At 43.6% G+C, this 24,131-nt stretch carries 21 protein-coding genes; 11 read left to right on the forward strand and 10 right to left on the reverse strand.

Annotated elements, in window-relative coordinates; all coding sequences use genetic code 11:
• Positions 1-220: 220 nt before the first annotated feature.
• From priA to rraA, 7 genes are all read left to right on the forward strand, one after another.
• Entirely contained in the window at positions 221-2,425 is a 2,205-nt protein-coding gene (gene priA, locus R7Q38_RS16180) for a primosomal protein N' (protein WP_085569690.1), read from the forward strand.
• 303 nt (positions 2,426-2,728) lie between these two features.
• Positions 2,729-3,757 (forward strand): DNA-binding transcriptional regulator CytR, encoded by a 1,029-nt coding sequence (cytR, locus tag R7Q38_RS16185; RefSeq protein ID WP_254901949.1) that lies wholly within the window; start codon positions 2,729-2,731, stop codon positions 3,755-3,757.
• Between the two features lie 225 nt (positions 3,758-3,982).
• On the forward strand, positions 3,983-4,531 hold the full coding sequence (gene ftsN / locus R7Q38_RS16190) for a cell division protein FtsN (RefSeq protein ID WP_062730765.1): 549 nt from the start codon (positions 3,983-3,985) through the stop codon (positions 4,529-4,531).
• 115 nt (positions 4,532-4,646) lie between these two features.
• Positions 4,647-5,198 (forward strand): ATP-dependent protease subunit HslV, encoded by a 552-nt coding sequence (gene hslV / locus R7Q38_RS16195; protein WP_005383176.1) that lies wholly within the window; start codon positions 4,647-4,649, stop codon positions 5,196-5,198.
• A gap of 23 nt (positions 5,199-5,221) precedes the next feature.
• Positions 5,222-6,553, forward strand: a complete 1,332-nt coding sequence (hslU, locus tag R7Q38_RS16200; protein WP_239938881.1) for an HslU--HslV peptidase ATPase subunit — start codon at positions 5,222-5,224, stop codon at positions 6,551-6,553.
• Between the two features lie 1,285 nt (positions 6,554-7,838).
• On the forward strand, positions 7,839-8,756 hold the full coding sequence (locus R7Q38_RS16205; RefSeq protein ID WP_005383178.1) for a 1,4-dihydroxy-2-naphthoate polyprenyltransferase: 918 nt from the start codon (positions 7,839-7,841) through the stop codon (positions 8,754-8,756).
• A 76-nt stretch (positions 8,757-8,832) separates the two neighbouring features.
• Positions 8,833-9,339 carry a ribonuclease E activity regulator RraA gene (gene rraA / locus R7Q38_RS16210; RefSeq protein ID WP_005379537.1) on the forward strand — a complete coding sequence of 169 codons (507 nt, stop codon included), beginning with the start codon at positions 8,833-8,835 and terminating at the stop codon, positions 9,337-9,339.
• A gap of 135 nt (positions 9,340-9,474) precedes the next feature.
• Here rraA and zapB read toward each other — a convergent pair whose 3' ends face one another.
• A complete protein-coding gene (zapB, locus tag R7Q38_RS16215) occupies positions 9,475-9,717 on the reverse strand; it encodes a cell division protein ZapB (RefSeq protein ID WP_005379536.1) in 243 nt (80 codons plus the stop codon).
• A gap of 348 nt (positions 9,718-10,065) precedes the next feature.
• On the opposite strand from zapB, the gene glpX reads away from it, so the two are divergent.
• The 3 genes from glpX to R7Q38_RS16230 all read left to right on the forward strand — a co-directional run bounded on the left by glpX (position 10,066) and on the right by R7Q38_RS16230 (position 13,088).
• Positions 10,066-11,073 (forward strand): class II fructose-bisphosphatase, encoded by a 1,008-nt coding sequence (gene glpX, locus R7Q38_RS16220; RefSeq protein ID WP_047101877.1) that lies wholly within the window; start codon positions 10,066-10,068, stop codon positions 11,071-11,073.
• Positions 11,074-11,956: 883 nt separating this feature from the next.
• The gene (locus R7Q38_RS16225) at positions 11,957-12,577 is read left to right on the forward strand and encodes a helix-turn-helix transcriptional regulator (protein WP_213885605.1); all 621 of its coding nucleotides are present in this window, start codon (positions 11,957-11,959) and stop codon (positions 12,575-12,577) included.
• Positions 12,578-12,737: 160 nt separating this feature from the next.
• The gene (locus R7Q38_RS16230; protein WP_239938882.1) at positions 12,738-13,088 is read left to right on the forward strand and encodes a DUF3135 domain-containing protein; all 351 of its coding nucleotides are present in this window, start codon (positions 12,738-12,740) and stop codon (positions 13,086-13,088) included.
• On the opposite strand, the gene R7Q38_RS16235 is transcribed toward R7Q38_RS16230, so the two are convergent.
• From R7Q38_RS16235 to R7Q38_RS16245, 3 genes are all read right to left on the reverse strand, one after another.
• Positions 13,082-13,375, reverse strand: coding sequence for a GIY-YIG nuclease family protein (locus tag R7Q38_RS16235; protein ID WP_025768346.1), 294 nt, complete (start codon positions 13,373-13,375; stop codon positions 13,082-13,084). The genes R7Q38_RS16230 and R7Q38_RS16235 overlap by 7 nt on opposite strands.
• An 894-nt stretch (positions 13,376-14,269) precedes the next feature.
• Positions 14,270-14,692, reverse strand: a complete 423-nt coding sequence (locus tag R7Q38_RS16240) for a DUF805 domain-containing protein (RefSeq protein WP_005384868.1) — start codon at positions 14,690-14,692, stop codon at positions 14,270-14,272.
• 162 nt (positions 14,693-14,854) lie between these two features.
• On the reverse strand, positions 14,855-15,202 hold the full coding sequence (locus tag R7Q38_RS16245; RefSeq protein ID WP_054866030.1) for a 5-carboxymethyl-2-hydroxymuconate Delta-isomerase: 348 nt from the start codon (positions 15,200-15,202) through the stop codon (positions 14,855-14,857).
• A 269-nt stretch (positions 15,203-15,471) separates the two neighbouring features.
• On the opposite strand from R7Q38_RS16245, the gene tpiA reads away from it, so the two are divergent.
• Entirely contained in the window at positions 15,472-16,242 is a 771-nt protein-coding gene (gene tpiA, locus R7Q38_RS16250) for a triose-phosphate isomerase (protein WP_005384863.1), read from the forward strand.
• A gap of 97 nt (positions 16,243-16,339) precedes the next feature.
• On the opposite strand, the gene galU is transcribed toward tpiA, so the two are convergent.
• The 6 genes from galU to R7Q38_RS16280 all read right to left on the reverse strand — a co-directional run bounded on the left by galU (position 16,340) and on the right by R7Q38_RS16280 (position 24,125).
• Positions 16,340-17,218, reverse strand: a complete 879-nt coding sequence (gene galU / locus R7Q38_RS16255) for a UTP--glucose-1-phosphate uridylyltransferase GalU (RefSeq protein ID WP_021487153.1) — start codon at positions 17,216-17,218, stop codon at positions 16,340-16,342.
• A gap of 68 nt (positions 17,219-17,286) precedes the next feature.
• The gene (locus R7Q38_RS16260) at positions 17,287-18,453 is read right to left on the reverse strand and encodes a nucleotide sugar dehydrogenase (RefSeq protein WP_262674596.1); all 1,167 of its coding nucleotides are present in this window, start codon (positions 18,451-18,453) and stop codon (positions 17,287-17,289) included.
• Between the two features lie 97 nt (positions 18,454-18,550).
• Entirely contained in the window at positions 18,551-20,656 is a 2,106-nt protein-coding gene (locus R7Q38_RS16265; RefSeq protein ID WP_318114286.1) for a YjbH domain-containing protein, read from the reverse strand.
• 24 nt (positions 20,657-20,680) lie between these two features.
• On the reverse strand, positions 20,681-21,832 hold the full coding sequence (locus R7Q38_RS16270; RefSeq protein ID WP_258638274.1) for a glycosyltransferase family 4 protein: 1,152 nt from the start codon (positions 21,830-21,832) through the stop codon (positions 20,681-20,683).
• An 8-nt stretch (positions 21,833-21,840) separates the two neighbouring features.
• Positions 21,841-22,848 (reverse strand): NAD-dependent epimerase, encoded by a 1,008-nt coding sequence (locus R7Q38_RS16275; RefSeq protein WP_005384851.1) that lies wholly within the window; start codon positions 22,846-22,848, stop codon positions 21,841-21,843.
• The gene (locus tag R7Q38_RS16280; protein ID WP_318114287.1) at positions 22,845-24,125 is read right to left on the reverse strand and encodes an O-antigen polymerase; all 1,281 of its coding nucleotides are present in this window, start codon (positions 24,123-24,125) and stop codon (positions 22,845-22,847) included. Before R7Q38_RS16280 ends, R7Q38_RS16275 begins: the two co-directional genes overlap by 4 nt.
• Between the last annotated feature and the right edge of the window lie 6 nt (positions 24,126-24,131).

Here is a 24,131-nt window from a genome sequence, read left to right on the forward strand (position 1 = left end):
ATACCGCATCAACTAATTGCCGAAGCCATATCTCAAGGCGCGATATAGTAAAGAATCACATTGCTCGGATCAACACATTTGGCAACTTTTTCGCCACTTTTTTAGCCAGACTAATCATAGAGGCACGATTCACGCTGAATCGCATTGCTTTACTCGAATTTCCATACCGATTTTAATAGACTCTCATTTCCTTTCCCTCTTTTTTAATAGCTAAAAATTTATGCGTCCAACCATTGCTAGAGTGGCATTACCCGTTCCGCTCGACAAACAATTTGATTACGCTATTCCGGGGCACCTGTTTCCGATCATTGGTGGACGCGTTTCCGTACCTTTTGGACGCCAAACGTTAGTTGGCATCGTCACCGCGATGGTTAATCACTCGGACTTTCCCAAAGATCAACTCAAGCCAATCAAAGCAGTTCTTGATTCTCAGCCGATATGGTCTGAAAAGCTTTATTCGTTGCTGACTTGGTGCAGCCAGTTCTACCAATACCCACTTGGAGATACGCTACACAATGCGATGCCAGCAGCTCTACGTAAAGGAAAGCCTGCAGATTTTGCGACGCTACAAGAGTGGCAAATTACCGAATCCGGTAAAGACAAGCTGATGCAAGGTCTTGATCGTCGAGCGGTCAAACAACAGAAGGTCTTGCAAATGTTGGTTAACGGCGCTTTGCCTCACCAGGAATTTGTCGACCAAGAGATAGCCTCAACAGTACTAAAGTCTTTAGAAGAGAAAGGCTGGATTGAACGTATCGAGAAGAAGCCTGTAATCACCCAGTGGGGACAGCACGTTGAATGCGACGTCGAAAAGCCAAAGCTCAACCACGAACAAGCGCTGGCTATTGCGAGTGTAAATAGCCAAACAGGTTTTGCCTCCTATTTATTAGAAGGCGTCACGGGCTCAGGTAAGACAGAAGTGTACCTCAACCTTATCAAGCCAGTTTTAGAGCAAGGGAAACAAGCCTTGGTTTTAGTACCAGAGATTGGCTTAACGCCCCAAACCATCAACCGCTTTAAACGCCGTTTTAATGTGCCAGTTGACGTCATCCACTCCGGGTTAAACGAGACGGAGCGTCTGAATGCGTGGCTTTCTGCACGCGACAAAGCGGCCGGGATCATTATCGGCACACGCTCAGCCCTACTCGCGCCTTTTGCTGATCTCGGGATTATCATTGTGGATGAAGAGCATGACTCCTCTTATAAGCAACAAGACAGCTTGCGTTACCACGCTCGTGATGTTGCTGTAATGCGCGCTCATAAAGAACAAGTTCCGGTTGTTCTGGGCTCAGCCACACCTGCACTGGAGACATTACACAATGCCTTGTCAGGCAAATATCACCATTTAACACTAACCCAACGAGCTGGCTCTGCCGTGCCAACCACTAATAAAGTGTTAGATGTAAAAGGTCAGTATTTAGAAAGTGGTTTATCTGCCCAACTGATTGCCGAGATGCGCAAGCATTTAAAAGCGGGCAATCAAGTAATGTTGTTTCTTAACCGTCGAGGCTTTTCGCCCGCTTTGATGTGCCATGAATGCGGTTGGATTGCAGAATGTAAACGCTGTGATGCGTACTATACGTTCCACCATTACAGCAACGAAATACGCTGCCATCACTGCGGCTCACAACAACCGGTGATTCATCAATGTCAGGGGTGTGGTTCAACCCAATTGGTTACCGTCGGCGTAGGAACGGAACAACTCGAACAACAATTGGCTCAGTTATTTCCAGAATACAACGCCATTCGCATCGACAGAGACAGCACACGTCGCAAAGGTAGTTTGGAAGATGCCCTTGAATCGATTCGCAAAGGTGAACATCAAATTCTGATTGGCACCCAAATGCTGGCTAAGGGGCACCATTTTCCAAATGTAACGCTCGTTGCTCTTTTGGATGTTGATGGCTCTCTCTATAGTAGTGACTTCCGCGCTTCCGAGCGACTAGCGCAGTTGTTTATTCAGGTCGCAGGTCGTGCCGGCCGCGCAAGTAAACCTGGCGAGGTTATCCTACAAACCCACCATCCTGAGCACAGCTTGCTGCAGGCCCTGCTTCAAAAAGACTATCGCCACTTTGCTATGACTGCTCTGGAAGAACGCAAACTGGCTCAGCTTCCGCCTTATAGTTTCTTGACTCTGTTTAAAGCAGAGGCGAACCAAAGTGAGGTAGTTGAAGACTTCCTGCGTCAGGTTCGCTTTACGTTAGAGTCACACCCTCTGTTCGATGATTCCTGCATGGTGTTAGGCCCTACTCCTTCACCTTTGGCCAAGCGGGCTGGTAAATACCGTTGGCAACTATTACTGCAAACTCAGCATCGTTCATTGATGCAAAAGTTATTAACCAGTGCCAAACCTGCTATTGAGTTGTTGCCAAATGCTAAGAAAGTACGCTGGAATTTAGACATAGAACCACAAGATCTCAGCTAGCAAACGTTTAACTATGTAATGAATTACCATTTAATGTGACCAGAATCACACCAAGATTACAATTTTTGTTAAACAGACCGTAACTTTCACTTTAGAAATGAATAGACTATCCAAATTAGAAAAGTCTAAAGTGACTTGTTTGCACAGGCTTAGATTAAAACAATGACTATTCCCACAAATTGATATCGCGGTGAAGAATCCATTTTCCCACTCGTTAACACGAACTGAGCGAAGAGCAAATACAGCTCTAACTCGGTTTGATTACTCTGATTTCAAACCGGAATAACGTCATCTTGGCAAAAAATAAATGAGAGGTTAAAAACTATGGCGACAATGAAGGATGTTGCCCAGCTTGCGGGAGTGTCTACGGCTACGGTATCTCGAGCCTTAATGAATCCAGAGAAAGTCTCTTCTTCTACAAGAAAGAGAGTAGAAGATGCCGTACTTGAAGCGGGTTATTCTCCAAACTCATTAGCGCGTAACTTACGTAGAAACGAATCAAAAACCATTGTTACTATCGTTCCCGACATCTGTGATCCTTATTTTTCTGAAATTATTCGCGGTATTGAAGATGCAGCCATGGAACATGGCTATCTAGTCCTGCTGGGCGATAGCGGACAACAGAAGAAACGCGAAAGCTCTTTCGTTAACCTCGTATTTACTAAGCAGGCAGATGGAATGCTACTGCTTGGTACAGATCTACCATTCGATGTCAGTAAGCCAGAGCAAAAGAACTTACCTCCGATGGTAATGGCGTGTGAATTTGCGCCAGAGCTTGAGCTTCCGACAGTACATATTGATAACCTGACCTCAGCATTTGAAGCAGTGAATTACCTGACTCAATTAGGTCATAAACGCATTGCTCAAATCTCTGGACCAGATACAGCAATATTGTGTCAGTTCCGCCAGCAAGGCTACCAACAAGCCCTGCGCCGTGCCGGCATCAATAAAGATCCACAATATAGTGTCATTACTGAGTTCTCTTTTGATGGCGGAGCAAAAGCCGTTCGTAAACTGCTCGAATTGCCAGAACCACCAACGGCTATTTTCTGTCACTGTGACACAATGGCCATCGGCGCAATTCAAGAAGCGAAAAAGCTTGGCTTACGAGTACCGCAAGATCTCTCTGTTGTGGGCTTTGATGACATTAACTTCGCTCAGTACTGCGATCCACCGTTGACCACCATCTCTCAACCTCGCTATGAGATTGGTCGACAAGCGATGCTAATGATGCTCGAGATGTTAAAAGGCCACGACGTGCATTCAGGCTCGCGTCTGCTTGAAACTAATCTCGTCATTCGTGGAAGTGCAGCGCCACCACAGCGACCTTAACCTAAAGATTAGGTATTCATCCCCAAAGCGGTGCTAAGGCGCCGCTTTTTTATTTACCCCTCCTGCTTTTTGTATATCCCCGAATAAATATAAGCGAGAACAGAAACACACTCCTACACTCGGGCGTTGTCGCGCTTTAGCTATCAAGATTCTATCAATAGGGTGTTTTCTCAACTCGTTCTGGATTAACATATTTGCAAGAATCCTTGATGACCAGAAATAACCGTGGCAAATAGAGATTATGTAAGACGGGGGCGAGGCGCCCCAAAAAAGTCGACAAAAAAACAGCCGCCGAGAAGAAAAAAACCTTGGCGCAGTGGCCTGCTCGCTATCTTGCTCGTGGGCGGTTTTGGCTATGGTCTTTACCTTTTGAGTAGCGACCCAGAACCTAAACAACCAGTCGTGAAGCAGCCAAAAACCACTGTAAGCAAACCAAAGCCGAAAAAAGACTTGCCGCCACCACCAGAAGAAAAATGGGAATATGTTGAGTCACTACCGAAACGTGAAGTTGAAGTTGTGGCCAAAGAAATTGAAGTTTCTAAAATTCCTTACATCATGCAGTGTGGCGCGTACAAAACTCAGGCACAAGCGGAAGAGCGCAAGCTTGCAATCGCGTTCCAAGGGATGTCGAGCAAGATTCGTAAGAAAGAAGGCAGTTCATGGTATCGCGTGGTGCTAGGTCCGTATAAGTTCAAACGTGATGCAGAACGTGACCGTCATAAACTGCAACGCGCGAAAATCGAGCCGTGTGCGATTTGGAAAGAAAATCTTTAAACTCAGGCCCTAGGAGCTAAGATCCTAGGGCCTTTCTTTTTGCCCCCTTGAATCCCCATTTCTCCTCCCCCATATACTGAATTAAATCCAAAGAGAAATAATCAAGAGGTCGACTGTGACTACCATTGTATCTGTACGTCGAAATAATAAAGTCGTCATCGCGGGTGATGGCCAAGTATCTCTAGGCAATACCGTAATGAAAGGTAATGCGCGCAAAGTTCGCCGCCTATACAACAACCAAGTACTAGCGGGCTTTGCCGGCGGTACTGCGGATGCCTTCACCCTTTTTGAGCGCTTCGAAAGCAAACTGCAAATGCACCAAGGTCACCTAACCAAAGCGGCAGTTGAGCTAGCCAAAGACTGGCGTAGCGATCGTGCTCTGCGCAAGCTCGAAGCCTTACTTGCCGTTGCCGACGAAACCGCATCGTTAATCATTACCGGTAATGGTGATGTCGTACAGCCAGAACACGACCTGATTGCGATTGGCTCTGGTGGTGCTTACGCACAAGCTGCCGCAACCGCCCTACTAGAAAACACAGATCTAGATGCTCGTGAGATCGCGGAAAAAGCTCTCAATATCGCGGGTGATATTTGTGTCTTCACTAACCATCACCACACGGTAGAAGAGCTAGACTCAACAGTAGAGCCTGAAAAACCAACCGCGTAATCGTAACGAAGTAAGGAAAGAATATGTCTGAAATGACGCCTCGCGAAATCGTTCATGAATTGAACCGCCACATTATCGGTCAAGAAAAAGCCAAGCGTTCGGTTGCGATTGCACTTCGTAACCGCTGGCGCCGCATGCAGCTTGAAGAAAGCTTGCGTGCCGAAGTGACGCCAAAAAACATCTTGATGATTGGCCCTACTGGTGTTGGTAAGACTGAAATCGCACGACGCCTCGCAAAACTGGCAAATGCCCCTTTCATCAAAGTTGAAGCGACAAAATTCACCGAAGTGGGTTACGTTGGTAAAGAAGTTGAAACCATCATCCGTGACCTAACAGATGTCGCTGTGAAAATGACGCATCAACAAGCGATGGAGAAAGTGAAATTCCGCGCAGAAGAGCAAGCGGAAGAACGTATTCTTGATGCGCTACTGCCACCAGCACGTGATAGCTGGGGTCAAGCAGAGCAAACGGAAGAGTCTTCTCACACTCGCCAGATCTTCCGTAAGAAACTGCGTGAAGGCCAACTAGACGATAAAGAAATTGAAATCGACGTAGCCGCACCTCAGATGGGCGTAGAGATCATGGCGCCTCCTGGTATGGAAGAGATGACTAACCAGCTGCAAGGCATGTTCCAAAACCTGGCAGGCGACACTAAGAAAAAACGTAAGCTGAAAATCAAAGACGCAATGAAAGCGTTAGCGGAAGAAGAAGCGGCGAAACTGGTAAACCAAGAAGAGCTAAAAGAAGCAGCGATTTTCAACGTTGAAAACAACGGCATCGTATTTATCGATGAGATCGACAAGATCTGTAAACGCGGCGAGAACTCAGGCCCAGACGTTTCACGCGAAGGTGTTCAGCGCGACCTACTTCCATTGATTGAAGGCAGCACGGTATCAACCAAGCACGGCATGGTAAAAACAGACCACATTCTGTTTGTTGCATCTGGTGCATTCCAAGTGGCAAAACCATCTGACTTGATCCCAGAATTGCAAGGTCGTCTACCAATTCGTGTTGAGCTAGAAGCACTAAGCAGCAACGACTTCAAACGCATTCTGACAGAACCAAAAGCCTCTCTAACAGAGCAGTACGTTGCGTTGATGAAAACGGAAGATGTGGACATCGAATTCACAGAAGACGGCATCACGCAAATCGCGGAAGCGGCATGGACGGTCAACGAAAGCACAGAAAACATCGGTGCTCGTCGCTTACACACCGTTATGGAACGCTTAATGGATGAAATCTCTTACGACGCAGCGGAGCAATCTGGCGCTAAATTCGTTATTGATTCCGCTTATGTGAAAGCACGCTTAGGCGACACGATTGAAGATGAAGATCTAAGCCGCTTTATTCTTTAATCGCAATCTATTTTACCAAAGCCCAGAACCTTGTTTCTGGGCTTTTTGTTTAGAATGGCGGTGACTTTGACAACATCTAAATCAAAAGCTCTCGTCATTCTAGCGAACTCAAGCGGGACTAAGAATCTGGTAACAGCACACGCCTATTCTTTCCAACTCACCTTAACCACTTCACAACCGGACGATAGATTCTGAATCACACTCGTTCCTCGCTGTTCAGAATGACGGTCACTTAGACGACATCTAAATCAAAAGGTCTCGTCATTCTAGCGAGCTCAAGCGAGACTAAGAATCTGGTAACAACAGACGCCTATTCTTTCCAACTCACCTTAACCACTTCACAACCGGACGATAGGTTCTGAATCAAACTCGTTCCTCGCGGTTCAGAATGACGGTGACTTAGACAACATCTAAATTAAAAGGCCTAGTCATTCTAGCGAGCTCAAGCGAGACTGAGAATCTGCTAACAGCAAACGCCTATTCTTTCTCTCTCACCGTAACACTTCACAATCGGATGATAGATTCTGAATCACACTCGTTCCTCGCTGTTCAGAATGACGGTGACTTAGACAACATCTAGATCAAAAGTTCTCGTCATTCTAGCGAGCTTAAGCGAGACTAAGAATCTGCTAACAGCAAACGCCTTTCTTTCCAACTCACCTTCACCACTTCACAATCGGATGATAGATTCTGAATCACACTCGTTCCTCGTTGTTCAGAATGACGGTGACTTTGACAACATCTAAATCAAAAGATCTCGTCATTCTAGCGAGCTCAAGCGAGACTAAGAATCTGCTAACAGCAGACGCCTATTCTTTCCCACTCCCCTTCACCACTGCACAATCGGATGATCGATTCTGAATCACACTCGTTCCTCGCTGTTCAGCATGACGGTGACTTAGACAACACCCAAATCAAAGGATCTCGTCACTCTAAGAGCTCAAGCGAGACTAAGAATCTGCTAACAGCAGACGCCTATTCTTTCCCACTCACCTTCACCACTGCACAACAGGACGATAGATTCTGAATCACACTCGTTGTTCAGAATGACGGTGACTTTGACAACACCTAAATCAAAAAGGTCTCGTCATTCTAGCGAGCTCAAGCGAGACTAAGAATCTGGTAACAACAGACGCCTATTCTTCCTCGCTCACCTTCACCACTGCACAATCGGATGATCGATTCTGAATCGCCCTTTGACTTCTAGTTGAGTTGTTTTAGGTCAATAGCGTATCTGCCTCTTTGTGCTTATACTGGGCACATTGGTTACTAGCACGAAATTTCCATGAAACAATCTCTACAGATCTGGCTTGAAGCCGCTCGTCCAAAAACATTACCTCTGGCATTGGTCTCTATCTTAACAGGTAGCGTGCTCGCGTACTCGGCGGGTCATTTCTCATTGACGATTGCCATCATGGCTTTCGTAACCGCGACATTGCTGCAAATTCTGTCCAACCTGGCAAACGACTATGGCGATGCCGTTCAAGGCACAGATAACGACAAACGCCTCGGTCCATTACGAGCGATGCAGTCTGGCGCGGTAAGTGCTAAACAGATGAAACAAGCGATTATCTTTAACATCGTTCTGACCGCAATCTCAGGCTTGGTGTTAGTTTTCTATTCACTAAGTTCACTGGAAAGCATTGTCACTTTTATCGGGCTGGGAATTTTGGCCATTCTCGCAGCCATTGCTTATACCATGGGTAGCAAACCATACGGTTACGTGGGGCTTGGCGATATATCAGTGTTCTTGTTTTTTGGTTTACTCGGCGTATCCGGTACCTACTTCTTGCATACCGGTCACGTAGACACCACGCTATTCTTACCTGCTTTAGGCTGCGGTTTACTCGCTGTTGCAGTCCTCAATATCAACAATATGCGTGATATAGAGAACGACCGAGAGTGTGGTAAACGCACGGTGGCGGTACGCTTAGGTCAACGTAAAGCCAAACAGTACCACTTTATTTTACTTGGCGGAGCTATCCTTGCCTTTGCGGCTTACTTGTTAATTCAAGACAAACCCGTTTGGATTAGCTTGCCATTCTTACTTAGTATTTATTTCGTGGCCGATCATGGTAAAGCGGTTTGGCATACACAAAAGCCTGCTCAAATAGCACCAATGATGCCAGTCATTGTGAAATGTTCTCTAGTCACCAACGTTTTGTTTGCAACAATTGTGGTAGCTCAAACTCTAGTAAGTTAAAAAAGGATTGTCATTGCATTGACTTAATGCCTAGATATACTCAAAGACAACCAATTTCTGTTTAGAAAGGTACGCTATGGAATACAATACCTCAGCACTCTGTGATATCTACCTCGATCAGGTAGATGTGGTTGAACCAATGTTCAGTAACTTTGGCGGTCGCGCTTCATTTGCCGGGCAAATCACCACCATCAAGTGTTTTGAAGATAATTCGTTGATCCGCGAGACATTAGAGCAAGATGGACTTGGTCGCGTTTTGTTAATTGACGGTGGCGGTTCCCTACGTAAAGCCCTTATCGATGCAGAAATCGCAACCATTGCGGAAGAAAACGAGTGGGAAGGCATTGTCGTTTACGGCTGTGTTCGTGAAGTAGATGAACTTGAAGATATGAACTTAGGCATTCAAGCCCTCGCTTCTATTCCTGTTGGAGCGACCAGTCAGGGTATTGGCGAATTGGATGTACCAGTCAACTTTGGCGGCGTTAGCTTCCTTCCAGAAGATTACATTTATGCTGATAGCACCGGAATTATCCTGTCGCCAGAACCATTGAATATTGATTTAGAGTTGGATGAAGAAGCATAACGAGTCTTAGGCGCCTAAGTTATAGGGCCTTCTCTTGGCTCTTAGCGCCTAGCCTTGTCTTAACATTTTCTACTTCCCTAAAACACAAACACCCGCTTAACGCGGGTGTTTTTAATTTGGAATGAAGAAGCCGAATTATTCCACTTCGTCCATTTTGCCAAGTAGTGCACGAATGCGCTCTTGCCATTGTGCGTGCTCTTGCTGTGCTTGTTGTGCTTTTTGCTCTAGCTCTTCACGTTGAGAGCGAAGCTCGTTCGCTTCTTCCGCAAGTTTAGCTTTATCTTCTTTCAGCTCTTCGACTTCCATCTGAAGAAGAGTGATTGTGTCAACTGCAGTTTGAATTTTAGATTCTAGTTGTTCTAGTACTTCAAAAGACATCTTGGCCTACCTATGTTATTCCGTTGGGACGATGTGCGAGATTGATGCACACCTAACCTATATAAGGTTCATTCTACTCAGCGTCGCGATGAGAAACACTCACTATATTCGATATTTTGCATCATTCGGTCAAAAAATCAGCGCAATCTCACTAAACGCTGACTTTTCTTGTCGCCGAAGCATTTTTGAGCAAGGATTTTGCGTCCCGCTACGCTGAAAATCGCTCTAAGTATTGATCAAATTCAAGTTAGATAAAGTAAAAGCCTCGCAAAAAGGCAAACGTTTACTCGACCTTGTGATAGAATCGCCGCGCAAATTCTTCTTCCCTCTTGCTTACTTGGAGACATCATGAAACGCGATTTAGCAATGGCATTTTCCCGTGTGACTGAAGGTGCAGCTCTGGCTGGTTACAAATGGCTTGGCCGTGGCGATAAAAACGCAGCCGATGGCGCAGCTGTTGAAGTTATGCGCACGCTACTGAACAAAACAGATATCAGTGGTGAAATTGTCATTGGTGAAGGTGAAATCGATGATGCGCCAATGCTGTACATTGGTGAGCAAGTGGGTATTGGTGGTGATGAAGTGGATATCGCTGTCGACCCGATTGAAGGGACGCGTATGACGGCAATGGGACAATCGAACGCACTAGCCGTACTTGCCGCAGGTGAGAAAGGCAGCTTTCTTAAAGCGCCAGATATGTACATGGAAAAACTGGTTGTTGGCCCTGGTGCAAAAGGCGTAATTGACTTAGAAAAGCCGTTAAAAGAAAACCTAGAGAACGTAGCAAAAGCCCTGAACAAGCCACTTGATACCCTAGTCGTTATTACCCTTGCGAAACCTCGCCACGATAACGTTATTGCAGAAATGCAAGCAATGGGCGTACGTGTCTTTGCGGTGCCTGATGGTGACGTCGCTGCCTCTATTCTAACTTGTATGCCAGACAGTGAAGTGGACATGATGTACTGTATTGGCGGTGCGCCAGAAGGGGTTGTATCAGCAGCGGTAATTCGAGCGCTAGACGGTGACATGCACGGTCGCCTGCTTCCTCGTCATGAGGTAAAAGGCGATACTGAAGAAAACCGCATTTACGGTGCAGATGAACTAAAACGCTGCGATGAAATGGGCGTAAAAGCGAATGTTGTCCTCAAAATGGAAGACATGGCTCGTAGCGACAATGTGGTATTTTCAGCTACAGGCATCACTAAAGGTGACTTGCTGGAAGGTATCTCTCGTCAAGGCAATATCGCAACCACAGAAACGCTGCTCGTGCGCGGTCGATGCCGAACTATTCGCCGCATCAAATCGACTCACTACTTAGATCGTAAAGATCCAGAAGTACGCGATATTATTCTTTAAGCATTTCTCGAGGCTCTCGCTCAGTCTGAGCTTGAGCCTTTCTTTCCGCACAACCGGGCAATAGATTCTGAATCACCTCGTTCCTCGTTGTTCAGAATGACGGTGACTTTAATACGCTCTAAATCGAAAGAACTCGTCATTCTAGCGAGCCCCAGCGAGACTAAGAATCTAGTAGTAACAAGCTCCTATTCTTTCCTGAACACCTCAACCACTACTCAACCGGACGATAGATTCTGAATCACCTCGTTCCTCGCTGTTCAGAATGACGGCTACCATAGCAAGCTCTAAATCGAAAAAACTCGTCATTCTAGCGAGCTCCAGCGAGACTAAGAATCTGGTAACAGCAAACTCCGCTTCTTTCCCGCTCAACTTAGCCACTGCACAGCCGGACAGTAGGTTCTGAATTACACTCGTTCCTCGTTGTTCAGAATTACGGTGACTTTAATAAGCTCTAAATCAAAAGAACTCGTCATTCTAGCCAGTTCCAGCGAGACTAAGAATCTAGTGGTAACAAGCTCCTATTCTTTCCTGGTCACCTTAACCACTGCTCAACCGGACGATAGATTCTGAATCACCTCGTTTCTCGCTGTTCTGAATGACGGTGACTTTAATAAGCTCTAAATCAAAAGAGCTCGTCATTCTAGCAAGCTCCAGCGAGACTAAGAATCTGGTAGTAACAAGCTCCTATTCTTTCCTGGTCACCTTAACCACTGCTCAACCAGAAGATGGATTCTGAATCACCTCGTTCCTCGTTGTTCAGAATGACGACATATCTTGGCTCATATGAACATAGCCCCTACAAATCCACACTCAAATTAAGTCAACACTTTTCTTTACTAACCCTATCGCGCATAATATGTACTGACGTATAAATGGTGGGTATATGAAGACCGTAGATAGGATATTGCAAATCGTTAAGCGTGATGGCTCCGTCACTGCAAAACAACTCTCTTCTGAGCTAGGTATGACAACCATGGGGGCTCGTCAGCACCTGCAAAGTTTAGAAGATGATGGCATTCTTTCTATCCATGACGTAAAAGTAAAAGTTGGTCGCCCTGCTCGTCATTGGTCTCTCACTCAAAAGGGTCATGAGCAATTTGCTGACCGTCACGGTGAGTTGACCATTCAGTTTATAGAAGCTGTCGAACATATCTTTGGCAAAGATGGACTGGAAAAAGTCACATCAGAGAGGGAAAAACTCACGTTACAAAGTTATCGTCAGCACCTTGAGCAATGCGACTCTCTGCAAAGCAAACTAGAAACACTCGTCACATTAAGAGAGCAAGAAGGCTATATGGCTGAACTCGAGAAAGATGAGAACGGATTTATTTTAATCGAAAATCACTGTCCGATTTGTAAAGCCGCAACTCGCTGCCCAAGCTTGTGCCAATCAGAATTGAGTGTCTTTCAGTCTTTACTTGGACATGACACCAAAGTAGAGCGTACCGAACACATCATTAGCGGCCAAAGACGCTGCGTTTACCGCATCCAACAACTGCAGTAACCACCACAACCAAACATCGACATGCCGCACTTATTCAATCTCCAGCTTGAAAGCTTCTCTTATAAGTGAGACGGCTGAAGAATTCATCCTCTCTCCTCTTTCTAGTGGTGTAGGCTTTTAGTAACTAAAGGCAATTTCCATAAGGATTTGGAGAGCATCGATGTCTACTCTACGTCATATCCCGTCCCAAACGCTTCCTCCATTCGATGAAATGGTTCTAATGGCAGAGCGAGACCCAGAAGCTTTTGAGCAATTTCGTCATGAGATGGCGAAAGAGATGATCGAAAGCGCATCAGAAGATATGAAAGAAAGATTGTGGGCTCAACAAAGCCATATTGATAGAGTCATCAGCACGTGTAAAAACCCTCATCACACCAATGTGGTATTGATGAACGAGTTGCAAAAACAGGTCGTAAAGTTCAAAGCAGCGCTAGAAGGGGAAGCGGCACCGACACAAAAAGCGGATGTGGTTAGCTTAAATGCGTTTAAAGATAGGGATGATTTTTACTGATACTCAGTAGATAGATCGAGAAAGTTAGGGTTCGTTTCTCTTACCAAGGCTAACTTCCACTCACGCTTCCACTGCTTGAGCTGCTTTTCTCGGTTTATAGCATTAGCCATATCGTCGAATAACTCAAAGTAAACGAGCTTATGAACGTTGTATTTCTTAGTAAATCCTTCCACTACTCCATTTTTATGTTGCCATATTCTTTGGGGCAGCTGACTGGTAACACCTATGTAGAGAACGGCGTTGTTATTTGACGTTAGGATATAAACGCAAGGTGTCTTATCGATGATTCATTCTCCTTCATTATTCGCTGTTACTTTTCCATTGTAATTCGCAAGCTCAGTCAGTTTATTTCGAACTCGGAGCGCTCTATGCGTAGATTCTGAATCACACTCGTTCCTCGTTGTTCAGAATGACGGTGACTTTAATAAGCTCTATGTCAAAAGCGTTCGTCATGCTAGCGAGCCTTAGCGAGACTAAGAATCGCGTAACAACAAGGCTCCTATTCTTTTGCTCTCACCTTAGCCACTGCTCAACCGGATGATAGATTCTGAACCACACTCGCACCTCTCTGTTCAGAATGACGATGGCTTTCACAACCTCTAAATCAAAAGAATTCGTCATTCTAACGAGTCTCGGCAAGGCTAAGAACCTGCCAACAGTAAACTCCTATTCTTTCCCGCTCAGCTTAACCACTGCTCAACCGGACGATAGATTCTGAATCACGCTCGTCCCTCGTAGTTCAGAATGACGGTGAGTTTGACAGCCTCTAAATCAAAAGAATTCGTCATTCTAGCGAGCCTTAGCGAGACTAAGAATCTCGTAACAGCAAGCTCCTATTCTTTCCCGCTCAGCTTAGCCACTGTTCAACCGGATGATAGATTCTGAATCACACTCGTTCCTCGTTGTTCAGAATGACGATGACTTTAAGAGCCTCTAAATAAAAAGAGTTCGTCATTCTAGCGAGCCTCAGCGAGACTAAGAATTTAGTAACAGCAAGCTCCTATTCTTTCCCGCTCAGCTTAAACACTGCTCAAGCGGACGATAGATTCTGAATCACGCTCGTCCCTCGTTGTTCAGAATGACGATGACTTTAAGAGCCTCTAAATAAAAAGAGCTCGTCATTCTAGCGAGCCTTAGCGAGACTAAGAATCTACTTTCAGCACGCACGATACTTGAAGCAATTACTCCGGCTCAGGGCCATATTGGTTTGGTCCTGATGTTCCCTTTAAGAACCCACATTCAATTAGAATCCATAAACCACAAATCAGAGAAATGGAAGCAACGAACATCTGTGGGGTCGACGGCTCTTGCGCGGCAGGGCTGGTCATTGGCGTGGCAATTCGTCCGATAATCAACGGAATATTCAGTGCTAGCCAATAGATCGATTTGTTGCGGTCGTGCCAACGCTTGGTGGTGATCGCCAAATCAGGGATCAACAGAACCACCAAGAAAATAGGAAGAAGCACATAGGAGAGAGTAGGAAGCAGTTGGCTGATACCGGCACCAAAGCCTAGAATGGACACATAGTAAATGACGTTCCAAATCCAGTAGGTTTTACGGTTTATACGTCCTTGAAAAGAAAACAGTAACTCTTTAGTCGACATCAAATTTTACCCCAAAGTAGAAAGGTTATAGATTAGCCGAGTCGATATAGTTTGGAAAGGACACCGATAGCTTGGGTGCCCACAACGCCCATATAACAAGCAGAGCCAGGCTGAGAATTAGTAACAATAACCCCTCGCTATTCTCGGGCAATTCAGCGCAACCTAGTTCAATACCTTTTGGAAGCTATCTATATCCATGTCTCGGATATTGACCGTTAAACTGTGCACGTGACTGGCTTGCTCTTGAAGTGTCGCCATCAAGGCTCGTGACAATTCTCGCTTTTGTTCTTGGGAGCGACCAGATAACAAATCAAAGTTGATATGGATAAAATCGAGGCTATCTCCCTCCTCTCCTATTAACCAATTGTGGCACCGGAGCGTTCTAGATTTCACTGACGCGAGCTCAAAAAGACCACTCTCTAACGCCGTTTTATGTAAATCCTCCAGCAACCCCTGAACATTGACACGTTCTTCAACCGAGTTTGAATACTCTAAAACGAGATTTGGCATTTTGATTCCTTTCTACAACTATTAATTCCAGCGCGTAGTAATACCAATCTCAGCAGCAATTTCCGAGGAATGAACTATCATTCTGTCTACGTGATCACCAATCGATTGCTTTTGACAAAAATAACAGGATCGCTGCTTGGTCGAATCAGTAAAGAAAGCCGGACAAGACATGACGCCAATCATGATCTGTTCACATTATTCTGTTATATTCCTACGTAGATTTTTTACATTAATTGACTATTTACATTAAAGATAAGGGAGATATTCCTATGCGTCGTCCTGTAGTGATGGGTAACTGGAAACTAAACGGCAGCAAAGCAATGGTAACTGAGCTGCTAACTGGTCTTAACGCTGAGCTTGAAGGCGTTGAAGGTGTTGACGTAGCAGTCGCTCCACCAGCACTTTACATCGACCTAGCAGAGCGCGTAATCGCTGAAGGCGGTAACAAGATCATCCTAGGTGCTCAAAACACTGACCTAAACAACAGCGGTGCGTTCACTGGCGATATGTCTCCAGAAATGCTGAAAGATTTCGGTGCTACTCACATCATCATCGGTCACTCAGAGCGTCGTGAATACCACAACGAATCTGACGAGTTTATCGCTAAGAAATTCAACTTCCTAAAAGAAAACGGCCTAACACCTGTTTTCTGTATCGGTGAATCTGAAGCGCAAAACGAAGCTGGCGAAACTGAAGCTGTATGTGCACGTCAAATCAACGCAGTTATCGACACTTACGGTGTTGAAGCTCTAAACGGCGCAATCATCGCTTACGAACCAATCTGGGCTATCGGTACTGGTAAAGCAGCAACCGCTGAAGATGCACAACGCATCCACGCTTCTATCCGCGCACTTATCGCTGCGAAAGACGAAGCAGTTGCAGCACAAGTAATCATCCAATACGGCGGCTCTGTTAAGCCAGAAAACGCTGAAGCTTACTTCTCACAACCAGACATCGACGGTGCTCTAGTTGGCGGCGCTTCTCTAGACGCGAAAAGCTTCGCGGCAATCGCTAAAGCAGCGGCAAAAGCAAAAGCTTAATCTCGTTTTTACTGAGAGTAAAAATAACAAAGGGATGCATCATGCATCCCTTTTTGTTTGTGTTGTACCGTCGGAGTACCTAATAGGAAGTTCCGATTTACGCTGGCTCAGCAATTTTCACGGTTGGCTTTTTCGCGAGCTCCGCACTGGAATCTTTCTTATAAAGGTTCTCGTAGCAGTAATTTGTAGCTTCAATGTAGCCTTCTACACTACCGCAATCAAAGCGTTGACCTTTAAATTTGTATGCCAAAACACAACCAGATTGAGCTTGTTGCATCAACGCATCGGTGATTTGAATCTCACCACCTTTACCCGGCTCTGTATTTTCAATCAGTTCAAAGATATCAGGTGTCAGAATGTAGCGACCAATAATCGCTAGATTGCTAGGTGCAGTACCTGGCTCTGGCTTTTCAACCATGTTATCAATGCGGAAGATATCATCTTTGATCATCTCGCCAGCAATCACACCGTATTTATGCGTTTCTGATTCCGGCACTTCTTGTACCGCAACGATTGAACAGCGGAACTGTTTGTACAGCTCAACCATTTGCGCTAGAACGCCTTGGTCCTCATTCACACATAGGTCATCCGCGAGCACAACAGCAAACGGTTCATCACCGACCAGTTCACGTCCCGTAAGAATAGCGTGACCTAAGCCTTTCATTTCACGCTGACGAATGTAAGTGTAACTCGCAGAATCAATCAAAGAACGAATATCATCAAGCAGCGCTTCTTTACTTGTACCGCTAATTTGATGCTCTAACTCATAGTTTTTATCAAAGTGATCCATTAACGAGTGCTTACCACGACCGGTGACGATGCACATACCGTCCATACCGGCTTCAATCGCTTCTTCAACACCGTATTCAATCAATGGCTTGTTCACCACTGGCATCATTTCTTTCGGCATCGACTTAGTTGCAGGAAGGAAACGTGTGCCGTAGCCCGCTGCAGGGAATAAACATTTTTTAATCATAACCATTACCAACTAAAAAAAGGCTCCTCTGAGGGAGCCTGTTATATTATTTTGAATATAAAGACTAATTAATCGCTACCAAACAGGTCACGGGTGTAAACTTTATCAGCCACATCAGCTAGTTCCTCAACCATGCGGTTAGAAACAATAACATCAGACATTTGTTTGAACTCTTCAATATCGCGGATAACGGCAGAATGGAAGAACTCATCTTCCTGCAGTACCGGCTCGTAAACCACTACTTCAATACCTTTCGCTTTAATACGCTTCATAATGCCTTGAATAGACGAAGCGCGGAAGTTATCTGAACCAGCTTTCATAATTAAGCGGTAAATGCCCACTACTTTTGGCTGACGTTTGATAATGGAGTCTGCAATAAAATCTTTACGAGTGCGGTTTGCATCAACAATTGCACCAATGATGTTATTAGGAACTTCTTGGTAGTTTGCTAACAATTGCTTTGTATCTTTTGGTAAGCAGTAACCACCATAACCGAATGACGGGTTGTTGTAGTGATTGCCAATACGAGGGTCTAAGCCAACACCTTCTATAATTTGGCGAGCATCAAGGTTGTGTGCTTCAGCATACGAATCTAACTCATTGAAATAAGCTACGCGCATCGCTAGGTATGTGTTTGAGAACAACTTAACCGCTTCGGCTTCTGTAGAGTCAGTAAACAAAACCGAGATGTCTTCTTTTACCGCACCTTCAATTAAAAGATTAGCGAACTTCTCTGCACGTTCGCTACGCTCACCAACGATAATGCGAGACGGGTGTAGGTTATCGTAAAGAGCTTTACCTTCACGAAGAAACTCTGGAGAGAACATAACATTCTGACAACCGAGCTCCTCTTTAATGCGCGCAGTATAACCCACAGGTACAGTCGACTTAATCACCATAACTGCATCTGGATTAATTGCCATCACATCTTTAATCACTGCTTCAACTGAAGAAGTATTAAAGTAGTTCGTTTGAGGGTCATAATCCGTTGGTGTAGCAATAACAACAAACTCCGCGTCTTTGTAAGCCAGCTCTTTATCTAGCGTCGCGATAAAGTTGAGTTCTTTATTTGCAAGGAAATGTTCGATTTCCGCATCAACAATTGGAGATTTCTTGTCATTCAACAAGTCCACTTTTTCTTGGATAATATCAACCGCCACAACCTCATGGTTTTGTGACAATAACATGGCATTGGACAAACCGACGTAGCCCGTGCCTGCTACAGCAATTTTCATTTTTATTTCCTATTATTTAACTGACGCTAGCATATCAAAACACCGACACTCTCGGTAGAGTGCGGCGATTAACTAAAAGCCTAACTAGCAACACAACTTAATTCAATTGAGTACCCAAGTAACGCAAATAAGCATTGCGAATGCGAAGCTTGTTCTGCTCAAAGTACTCTTGACCATAACGGCCTCGGTTAAAGTAGCGGCGAAGCATACTATTATCCATCACGAGTTCATCACCCTGGCCTGCTGCCAAATAGTTTGTATCGTTGCCAACTCGTGTCGTAACGTTGAAATCATAAGCCTCGTTACCACGAACTTGTATCACTCCCGGCGACATATCACGCCATGGCGTTAATGGCAGTTTTACTGACACTGTGACAAACTGCTCTTCGTCTGTATCATTAAACTTTGTCACCTGATAACTTGCTGATACTTCTATGTCCTCAAACCAATGTGAGGTCGTGAATTTTGCTCCGACATCCCCCTTCCAAAACTCTCCAGCAGTCGCATTAAACTGCCAATCCCACTCCGGCATAGAGAATGTATAACGAGTTAAAAAGGTTTGGCGGTCTGGATTCGCATAACCATTTTTGTCTTTTTCGTCTTGATGTTGGAAGTAGCTCATCTCTAGTCCCAACTCATGGTTGCCCGATTGAGAGAACCAAGCTGATTCGCTGCGCGCACCGATATAATCCGACTTAACCAAGCCTAGAGAGACCTGGTTAGCAATATCGACATATGGTAAACGGAAGAACTGATGCACCATTGCACGATCAATCTCGTTCTCGTACGCGCTGTCTTCGAAATACCCACCTTCTTCAAAATCGTCACTTTCTGCTAAAGGTAAAATATGACGAACATCAATTGCCGCGCCAGACCATAGGTAGGTGTATAAGTTGCTAGACATAGCAAAAGAGTAATCATACACACCGTACTCGGTTGCAAAACCATGCCTTACCATAGGAGAAAGCACGATCTGCGAATCTAAAGTGCCTGAATTAACTCGCTCCGTTTTCCAATCAACCATGTCTAATCTTTCCGGTAAATCGCGCGTGATAAACTGAATGTCATCACAAGCTGCGCTACCATTGACAAAACTTTGGTAACAGTTAGCGTCAGACAAAACGCTGACCACTGGTTTTTGGTTGGCAAGCATCACAACTTCAAATTGATCCGATGCAACGCCTATATCTTGCGCCGCATTTTGACCTAAATGACTAGACACAATACCCAGAGCGACACCTAGTCCGTCAACTTGGTTATGGTTGTAGCGGCGGTTTTCTACAGCCACCACAACTTTGCCATTTGATACGCCCACTTGAACATTAACGAAGCCTTCATTTTTTAACGCACTAACCAAAGAGGAAATTGACGCTTGTTGCGCTTTGTTTTGCTCAACGACTAAACGATCCATTAACGTCATATTATTCTTCGCGTAGTCGCGAGAGCGAGAGTATTCCGTTATCAATGGCATCGAGAGTGCAGCACTCCAAACGCTTGAACCATCCGATTCATGACCAGAATAAATCTGGTAACTTAATGAGGCGGTTATATCATTAGGCAGTAAATTATCGGGAGTAAACACTTTTATAGAAGAGTTAAATTCTACTGAATCGTACTCTCCTACTAGTTGAACAAAGTCAAAAGGTTGGTATTCAAAGCCACCAAAAGGGCCATCTAGAACACCCATCAAACGCTCTTCTGACTGACCGAAACCAGCAGAAACCCTTAAGGGAAGTGCATTAAACGTATAATCAGCGACGGCAAAATTAGTCATGAGCTTATTTGCAGCCCCACCGACATCTTGCATACCCAAAGCAAAATCTAAGTTCTCATTCCCCCAAAAATTGGGAACCTGATACTTCAGTGATAATGATAAATCTCGAATACCGCCACAGCCTGTTTTAAAACAGTTCGAGTTATAATCATAAGTAACGATACTACCATGAGCCTCTAACCCTTCAATGAGGCCGAAAGATACTTTTATAGAATCTAAACCTTGCACCTCGTCAAGCCAAGGGCGCCCTTGGGCAAAAGATACACCAAAGTCGCCATACTCTTTAACTTGAGCATTAGGGTTAAAAACCAGTCCACTAAAGCTTTGGTTAGAATTTAGCGTCTGCAATTCGTTTGCCGCGACGCCACAACTAAAAGCCAACGATAGGGTAATTATCGTTACTTCATCCACTGAAATCTTTTTGATCATAACTCTTTATTTTATTTAGTTTTGCTAGCTGGCACTGAGGCCTTCTGCTTGAGTTTTTTCTTTTTGAAAGCAATCTTCCACTGCGTCCAAGTATTTTTGTATGACTAACTGCTCATCAAACTCTCGTTCAACTTTTTGACGACTGAATTGTCCCATTGTTAACCTTTCTTGATGAGTGAGGTTGATCACCAAATCCAGTTTTTCAATTAAACTCTCTGTCGAACGAGGAGTACATAAATAACCATTGACTCCATCGTCAACCGTTTCACGACAACCAACATTGTCAGTTGTTACTATGGGTTTCCCCATTGCCGCCGCTTCAAGTAACGATTTAGGTACTCCCTCTCGATAGAATGAAGGAAGCACCATGCAATCTACCTTCGCAATCTCCTCTTCTACACAATCAGAAGTGCCAAGATAACTTACAATGCCTTCATCAACCCACTTTTGCATATCACTACTAGAGACAGCTGAAGGGTTATTAACATCAAGAAAACCTAGTAATCGAAATTCAACCTTATCACCATGTTTAGACTTCAATGCGCGAGCCGCTTCAACGTAGTGACCAATGCCTTTGTCGTACAACATTCTGGCAATCAATAAAAAGCGAATTACACCGTCATCATTTGCAGGGTTAACTTGAAAACGGTTGAGATCAGCTCCCGAACCAGGTAAACGATCAACAAGATACGATGGCGCTAACCGGTTCTCCAAAAACAACGTTTTATCGTCTTCATTTTGAAAGAAGATCTTACTTGCTTTAGATTGGCTCATTTTATACAGCAATCTGGCAATCTTAGACGTAAGGCCTTCATTAATAAAGACCATACCTAAGCCGGCAATATTATTGACCGACTTAGAGCCAACAAAATGCCCAGCTAACGTACCGTAGATATTATTCTTTGGAGTAAAGTTCAGTACCACATCGGGTTTGACGCTCTTAAAGATTTTGATAAATGAGAAAAACGTACCAATATCTTTAACAGGATTTGTACCCCCTTGGTCAATGTTGATATGACAAAAGCTTGCTCCAAGTGATTCAAGCTTCGGTGAATAATCATCTTTAGGGGCTATAGCTACAACCTGATAACCAGCGTCCAACAACGCCGTAATGGTGTTTCTTCTGAAATTATATAAATACCAACTTGTATTTGCTGAAATCGCAACCGTTTTCATCTAACTACCTAAACCTTATAAAACTCGCGATACCAATCAACTAAGGCTTGAACGCCTTGTTTAAGACCAACTTGAGGTTTATAGCCAGTCGCTTCGAATAAATCAGAGGTATCAGCATAAGTCTTATACACATCACCAGGCTGCATCTCGCGGAAGTTCTTTTTCGCTTCAATACCAAGCGCAGATTCGATTTCCGTGATGAAGTCCATAAGGTTAACTGGACTACCGTGACCGATATTGTAAACAGAATATGGAGCAGAACTAGAAGCAGGCGTACCGGATTCAACGGTCCAGTCGTCATTTCTTTGAGGGATAACCTCAGAAATACGTACAATACCTTCAACAATGTCGTCAATGTAAGTGAAGTCTCGCCACATATCGCCATTATTGTTTATATCAATTGTATCGCCCTCTAATATCTTCTTAGTGAAAATAAAAGGAGCCATGTCAGGACGACCCCATGGACCGTAAACGGTGAAGAACCGCAATCCAGTCGTCGGTAAGTCATACAAGTGAGAGTATGAATGTGCCATTAACTCATTTGATTTCTTCGTCGCCGCATACAAAGAAACTGGATGATCAACCGTATCACTTGTTTCAAAAGGTGTTTTTTGATTCAAGCCATAAACAGAAGATGACGATGCGTAAACTAAATGCTTAACTTTTGAATGTCGGCAACCCTCTAGGATGTTTAGGTGACCAACTAAGTTAGAATCCGCATAGGCCATCGGGTTTTCTATAGAGTATCTCACACCAGCTTGAGCTGCTAAGTGGATAACACAATCAAACTGGTTGTTAGCGAAGAAATCAGCTACAGCTTGTCTATCCGAGAGATCCATCTTTACAAATTCGAATCGCTCACTATTATTGATCGTCAGTAGTCGAGCTTCTTTAAGATTAACATCATAGTAGTCATTAATATTATCTACACCAACAACACTCGCACCTTTACTCAAAAGCACTTCAATGGTTTTAGCGCCAATAAAACCCGCTGCGCCAGTCACTAAGTATTTCATTTTAAACTCCATTTATATTTTTTAAAGAACAAAAAGTATAAAAAAACAAGAAATAGTAAAGAGAAAACATTTCTCATTAATAGTAACTGACTATTAAAAACACCGAAATAAACGATTAAAAACAAATAGGAGAATAAAAATACACACAGAATACTATTCTCGCTTTTAACCTTAAAAAGTAAAAAAGAATATAACGATGAAATTATTACTGTATAAACTAAGACTGAAAAAACACCAGCATCTAGATAAAAATCTAAAAGGTTAGTATAGAAAGCATTAGCATAAACATTATTATCAAAAACATCCTTACCCAAAAACACAAACTCAGACAAATCTCGATAATTATCAGTACTCATAAATGTATTAAGGTTGTAACCGAAAATATTAATAATTTTTTGTAGTATATACTGAAAATTAGCAAGGAAAACAAGGCCATCTACATCTATAACTTCAGGCATATTCTCCGTCAAATAATAATCAAAAAGAGCAAACCCAAAAACATGATAACCAACTATATTTCTCACAACAACTGATACTAAATCTGAAAAGTTTTCAAACCTAAACAAGGTAAAGACAACAATAAAAATCAGTAACAAAGATGTTGACAATAAAAGCTTTCTTATATTTAACTTTGAATATATAAAACCAACCACAACAAACGTGACAAAATGATAATATAAAATAAACCTACCAAAAGAAACTATACAATCCAGTAAAATAACTAACGTAACGATATAAATGGGTAACTTTACATTCCTTATATGAAAGATAACAGAAGAAACAATACTGACTGAAACTAATATCCCTTTAAAAAAAAATTGATAGACAAAAAGCTCAATACCTTTACCAAATAAAACAGATCCATCATCTCCAAAACCGTTAATGGAACTTCTGTAGTTTGCAATTGAATCCACCAACATCAACTGCAATGCGTCTGGGACATAATAAGCAATATAGAAAAGCAAAAACAACGAAAAAGCAGATAAATATCTGCTCAAACTTTTCTCATTTAACACTATTTCATTAGTTGAGGATTTTTTATTACAAAAACCTAAAGTGAAAAAGCTTACAGCATAAAAAACGATAGAGAATAATATAACTACCGATAAAGAAATAACTGAAATTTCTCGTTCAAGGTATAATCCGGAAGATAGAAAAAATAAAAGGACTAAATAAAACAAAGGTAAAACAGATTCAAAAGTAATATACGATTTAAATATTACTTTATTTATCAGCATAATAAAGAAAATAAGACATAAGATAAAAACCACGCTCATTATATG

Origin of the sequence: Vibrio sp. Vb0598, from assembly GCF_033338935.1 — a bacterium.
Taxonomy (GTDB): Bacteria; Pseudomonadota; Gammaproteobacteria; order Enterobacterales; family Vibrionaceae; genus Vibrio; species Vibrio alginolyticus.

Coding starts and splice junctions, on each gene's coding strand:
- priA (WP_085569690.1), top strand. CDS start 221: ATGCGTCCAACCATTGCTAGAGTGGCATTACCCGTTCCGCTCGACAAA.
- hslU (WP_239938881.1), top strand. CDS start 5,222: ATGTCTGAAATGACGCCTCGCGAAATCGTTCATGAATTGAACCGCCAC.
- R7Q38_RS16205 (WP_005383178.1), top strand. CDS start 7,839: ATGAAACAATCTCTACAGATCTGGCTTGAAGCCGCTCGTCCAAAAACA.
- rraA (WP_005379537.1), top strand. CDS start 8,833: ATGGAATACAATACCTCAGCACTCTGTGATATCTACCTCGATCAGGTA.
- zapB (WP_005379536.1), bottom strand. CDS start 9,717: ATGTCTTTTGAAGTACTAGAACAACTAGAATCTAAAATTCAAACTGCA.
- glpX (WP_047101877.1), top strand. CDS start 10,066: ATGAAACGCGATTTAGCAATGGCATTTTCCCGTGTGACTGAAGGTGCA.
- R7Q38_RS16225 (WP_213885605.1), top strand. CDS start 11,957: ATGAAGACCGTAGATAGGATATTGCAAATCGTTAAGCGTGATGGCTCC.
- R7Q38_RS16230 (WP_239938882.1), top strand. CDS start 12,738: ATGTCTACTCTACGTCATATCCCGTCCCAAACGCTTCCTCCATTCGAT.
- R7Q38_RS16240 (WP_005384868.1), bottom strand. CDS start 14,692: ATGTCGACTAAAGAGTTACTGTTTTCTTTTCAAGGACGTATAAACCGT.
- R7Q38_RS16245 (WP_054866030.1), bottom strand. CDS start 15,202: ATGCCAAATCTCGTTTTAGAGTATTCAAACTCGGTTGAAGAACGTGTC.
- tpiA (WP_005384863.1), top strand. CDS start 15,472: ATGCGTCGTCCTGTAGTGATGGGTAACTGGAAACTAAACGGCAGCAAA.
- galU (WP_021487153.1), bottom strand. CDS start 17,218: ATGATTAAAAAATGTTTATTCCCTGCAGCGGGCTACGGCACACGTTTC.
- R7Q38_RS16260 (WP_262674596.1), bottom strand. CDS start 18,453: ATGAAAATTGCTGTAGCAGGCACGGGCTACGTCGGTTTGTCCAATGCC.
- R7Q38_RS16265 (WP_318114286.1), bottom strand. CDS start 20,656: ATGATCAAAAAGATTTCAGTGGATGAAGTAACGATAATTACCCTATCG.
- R7Q38_RS16270 (WP_258638274.1), bottom strand. CDS start 21,832: ATGAAAACGGTTGCGATTTCAGCAAATACAAGTTGGTATTTATATAAT.
- R7Q38_RS16275 (WP_005384851.1), bottom strand. CDS start 22,848: ATGAAATACTTAGTGACTGGCGCAGCGGGTTTTATTGGCGCTAAAACC.
- R7Q38_RS16280 (WP_318114287.1), bottom strand. CDS start 24,125: ATGAGCGTGGTTTTTATCTTATGTCTTATTTTCTTTATTATGCTGATA.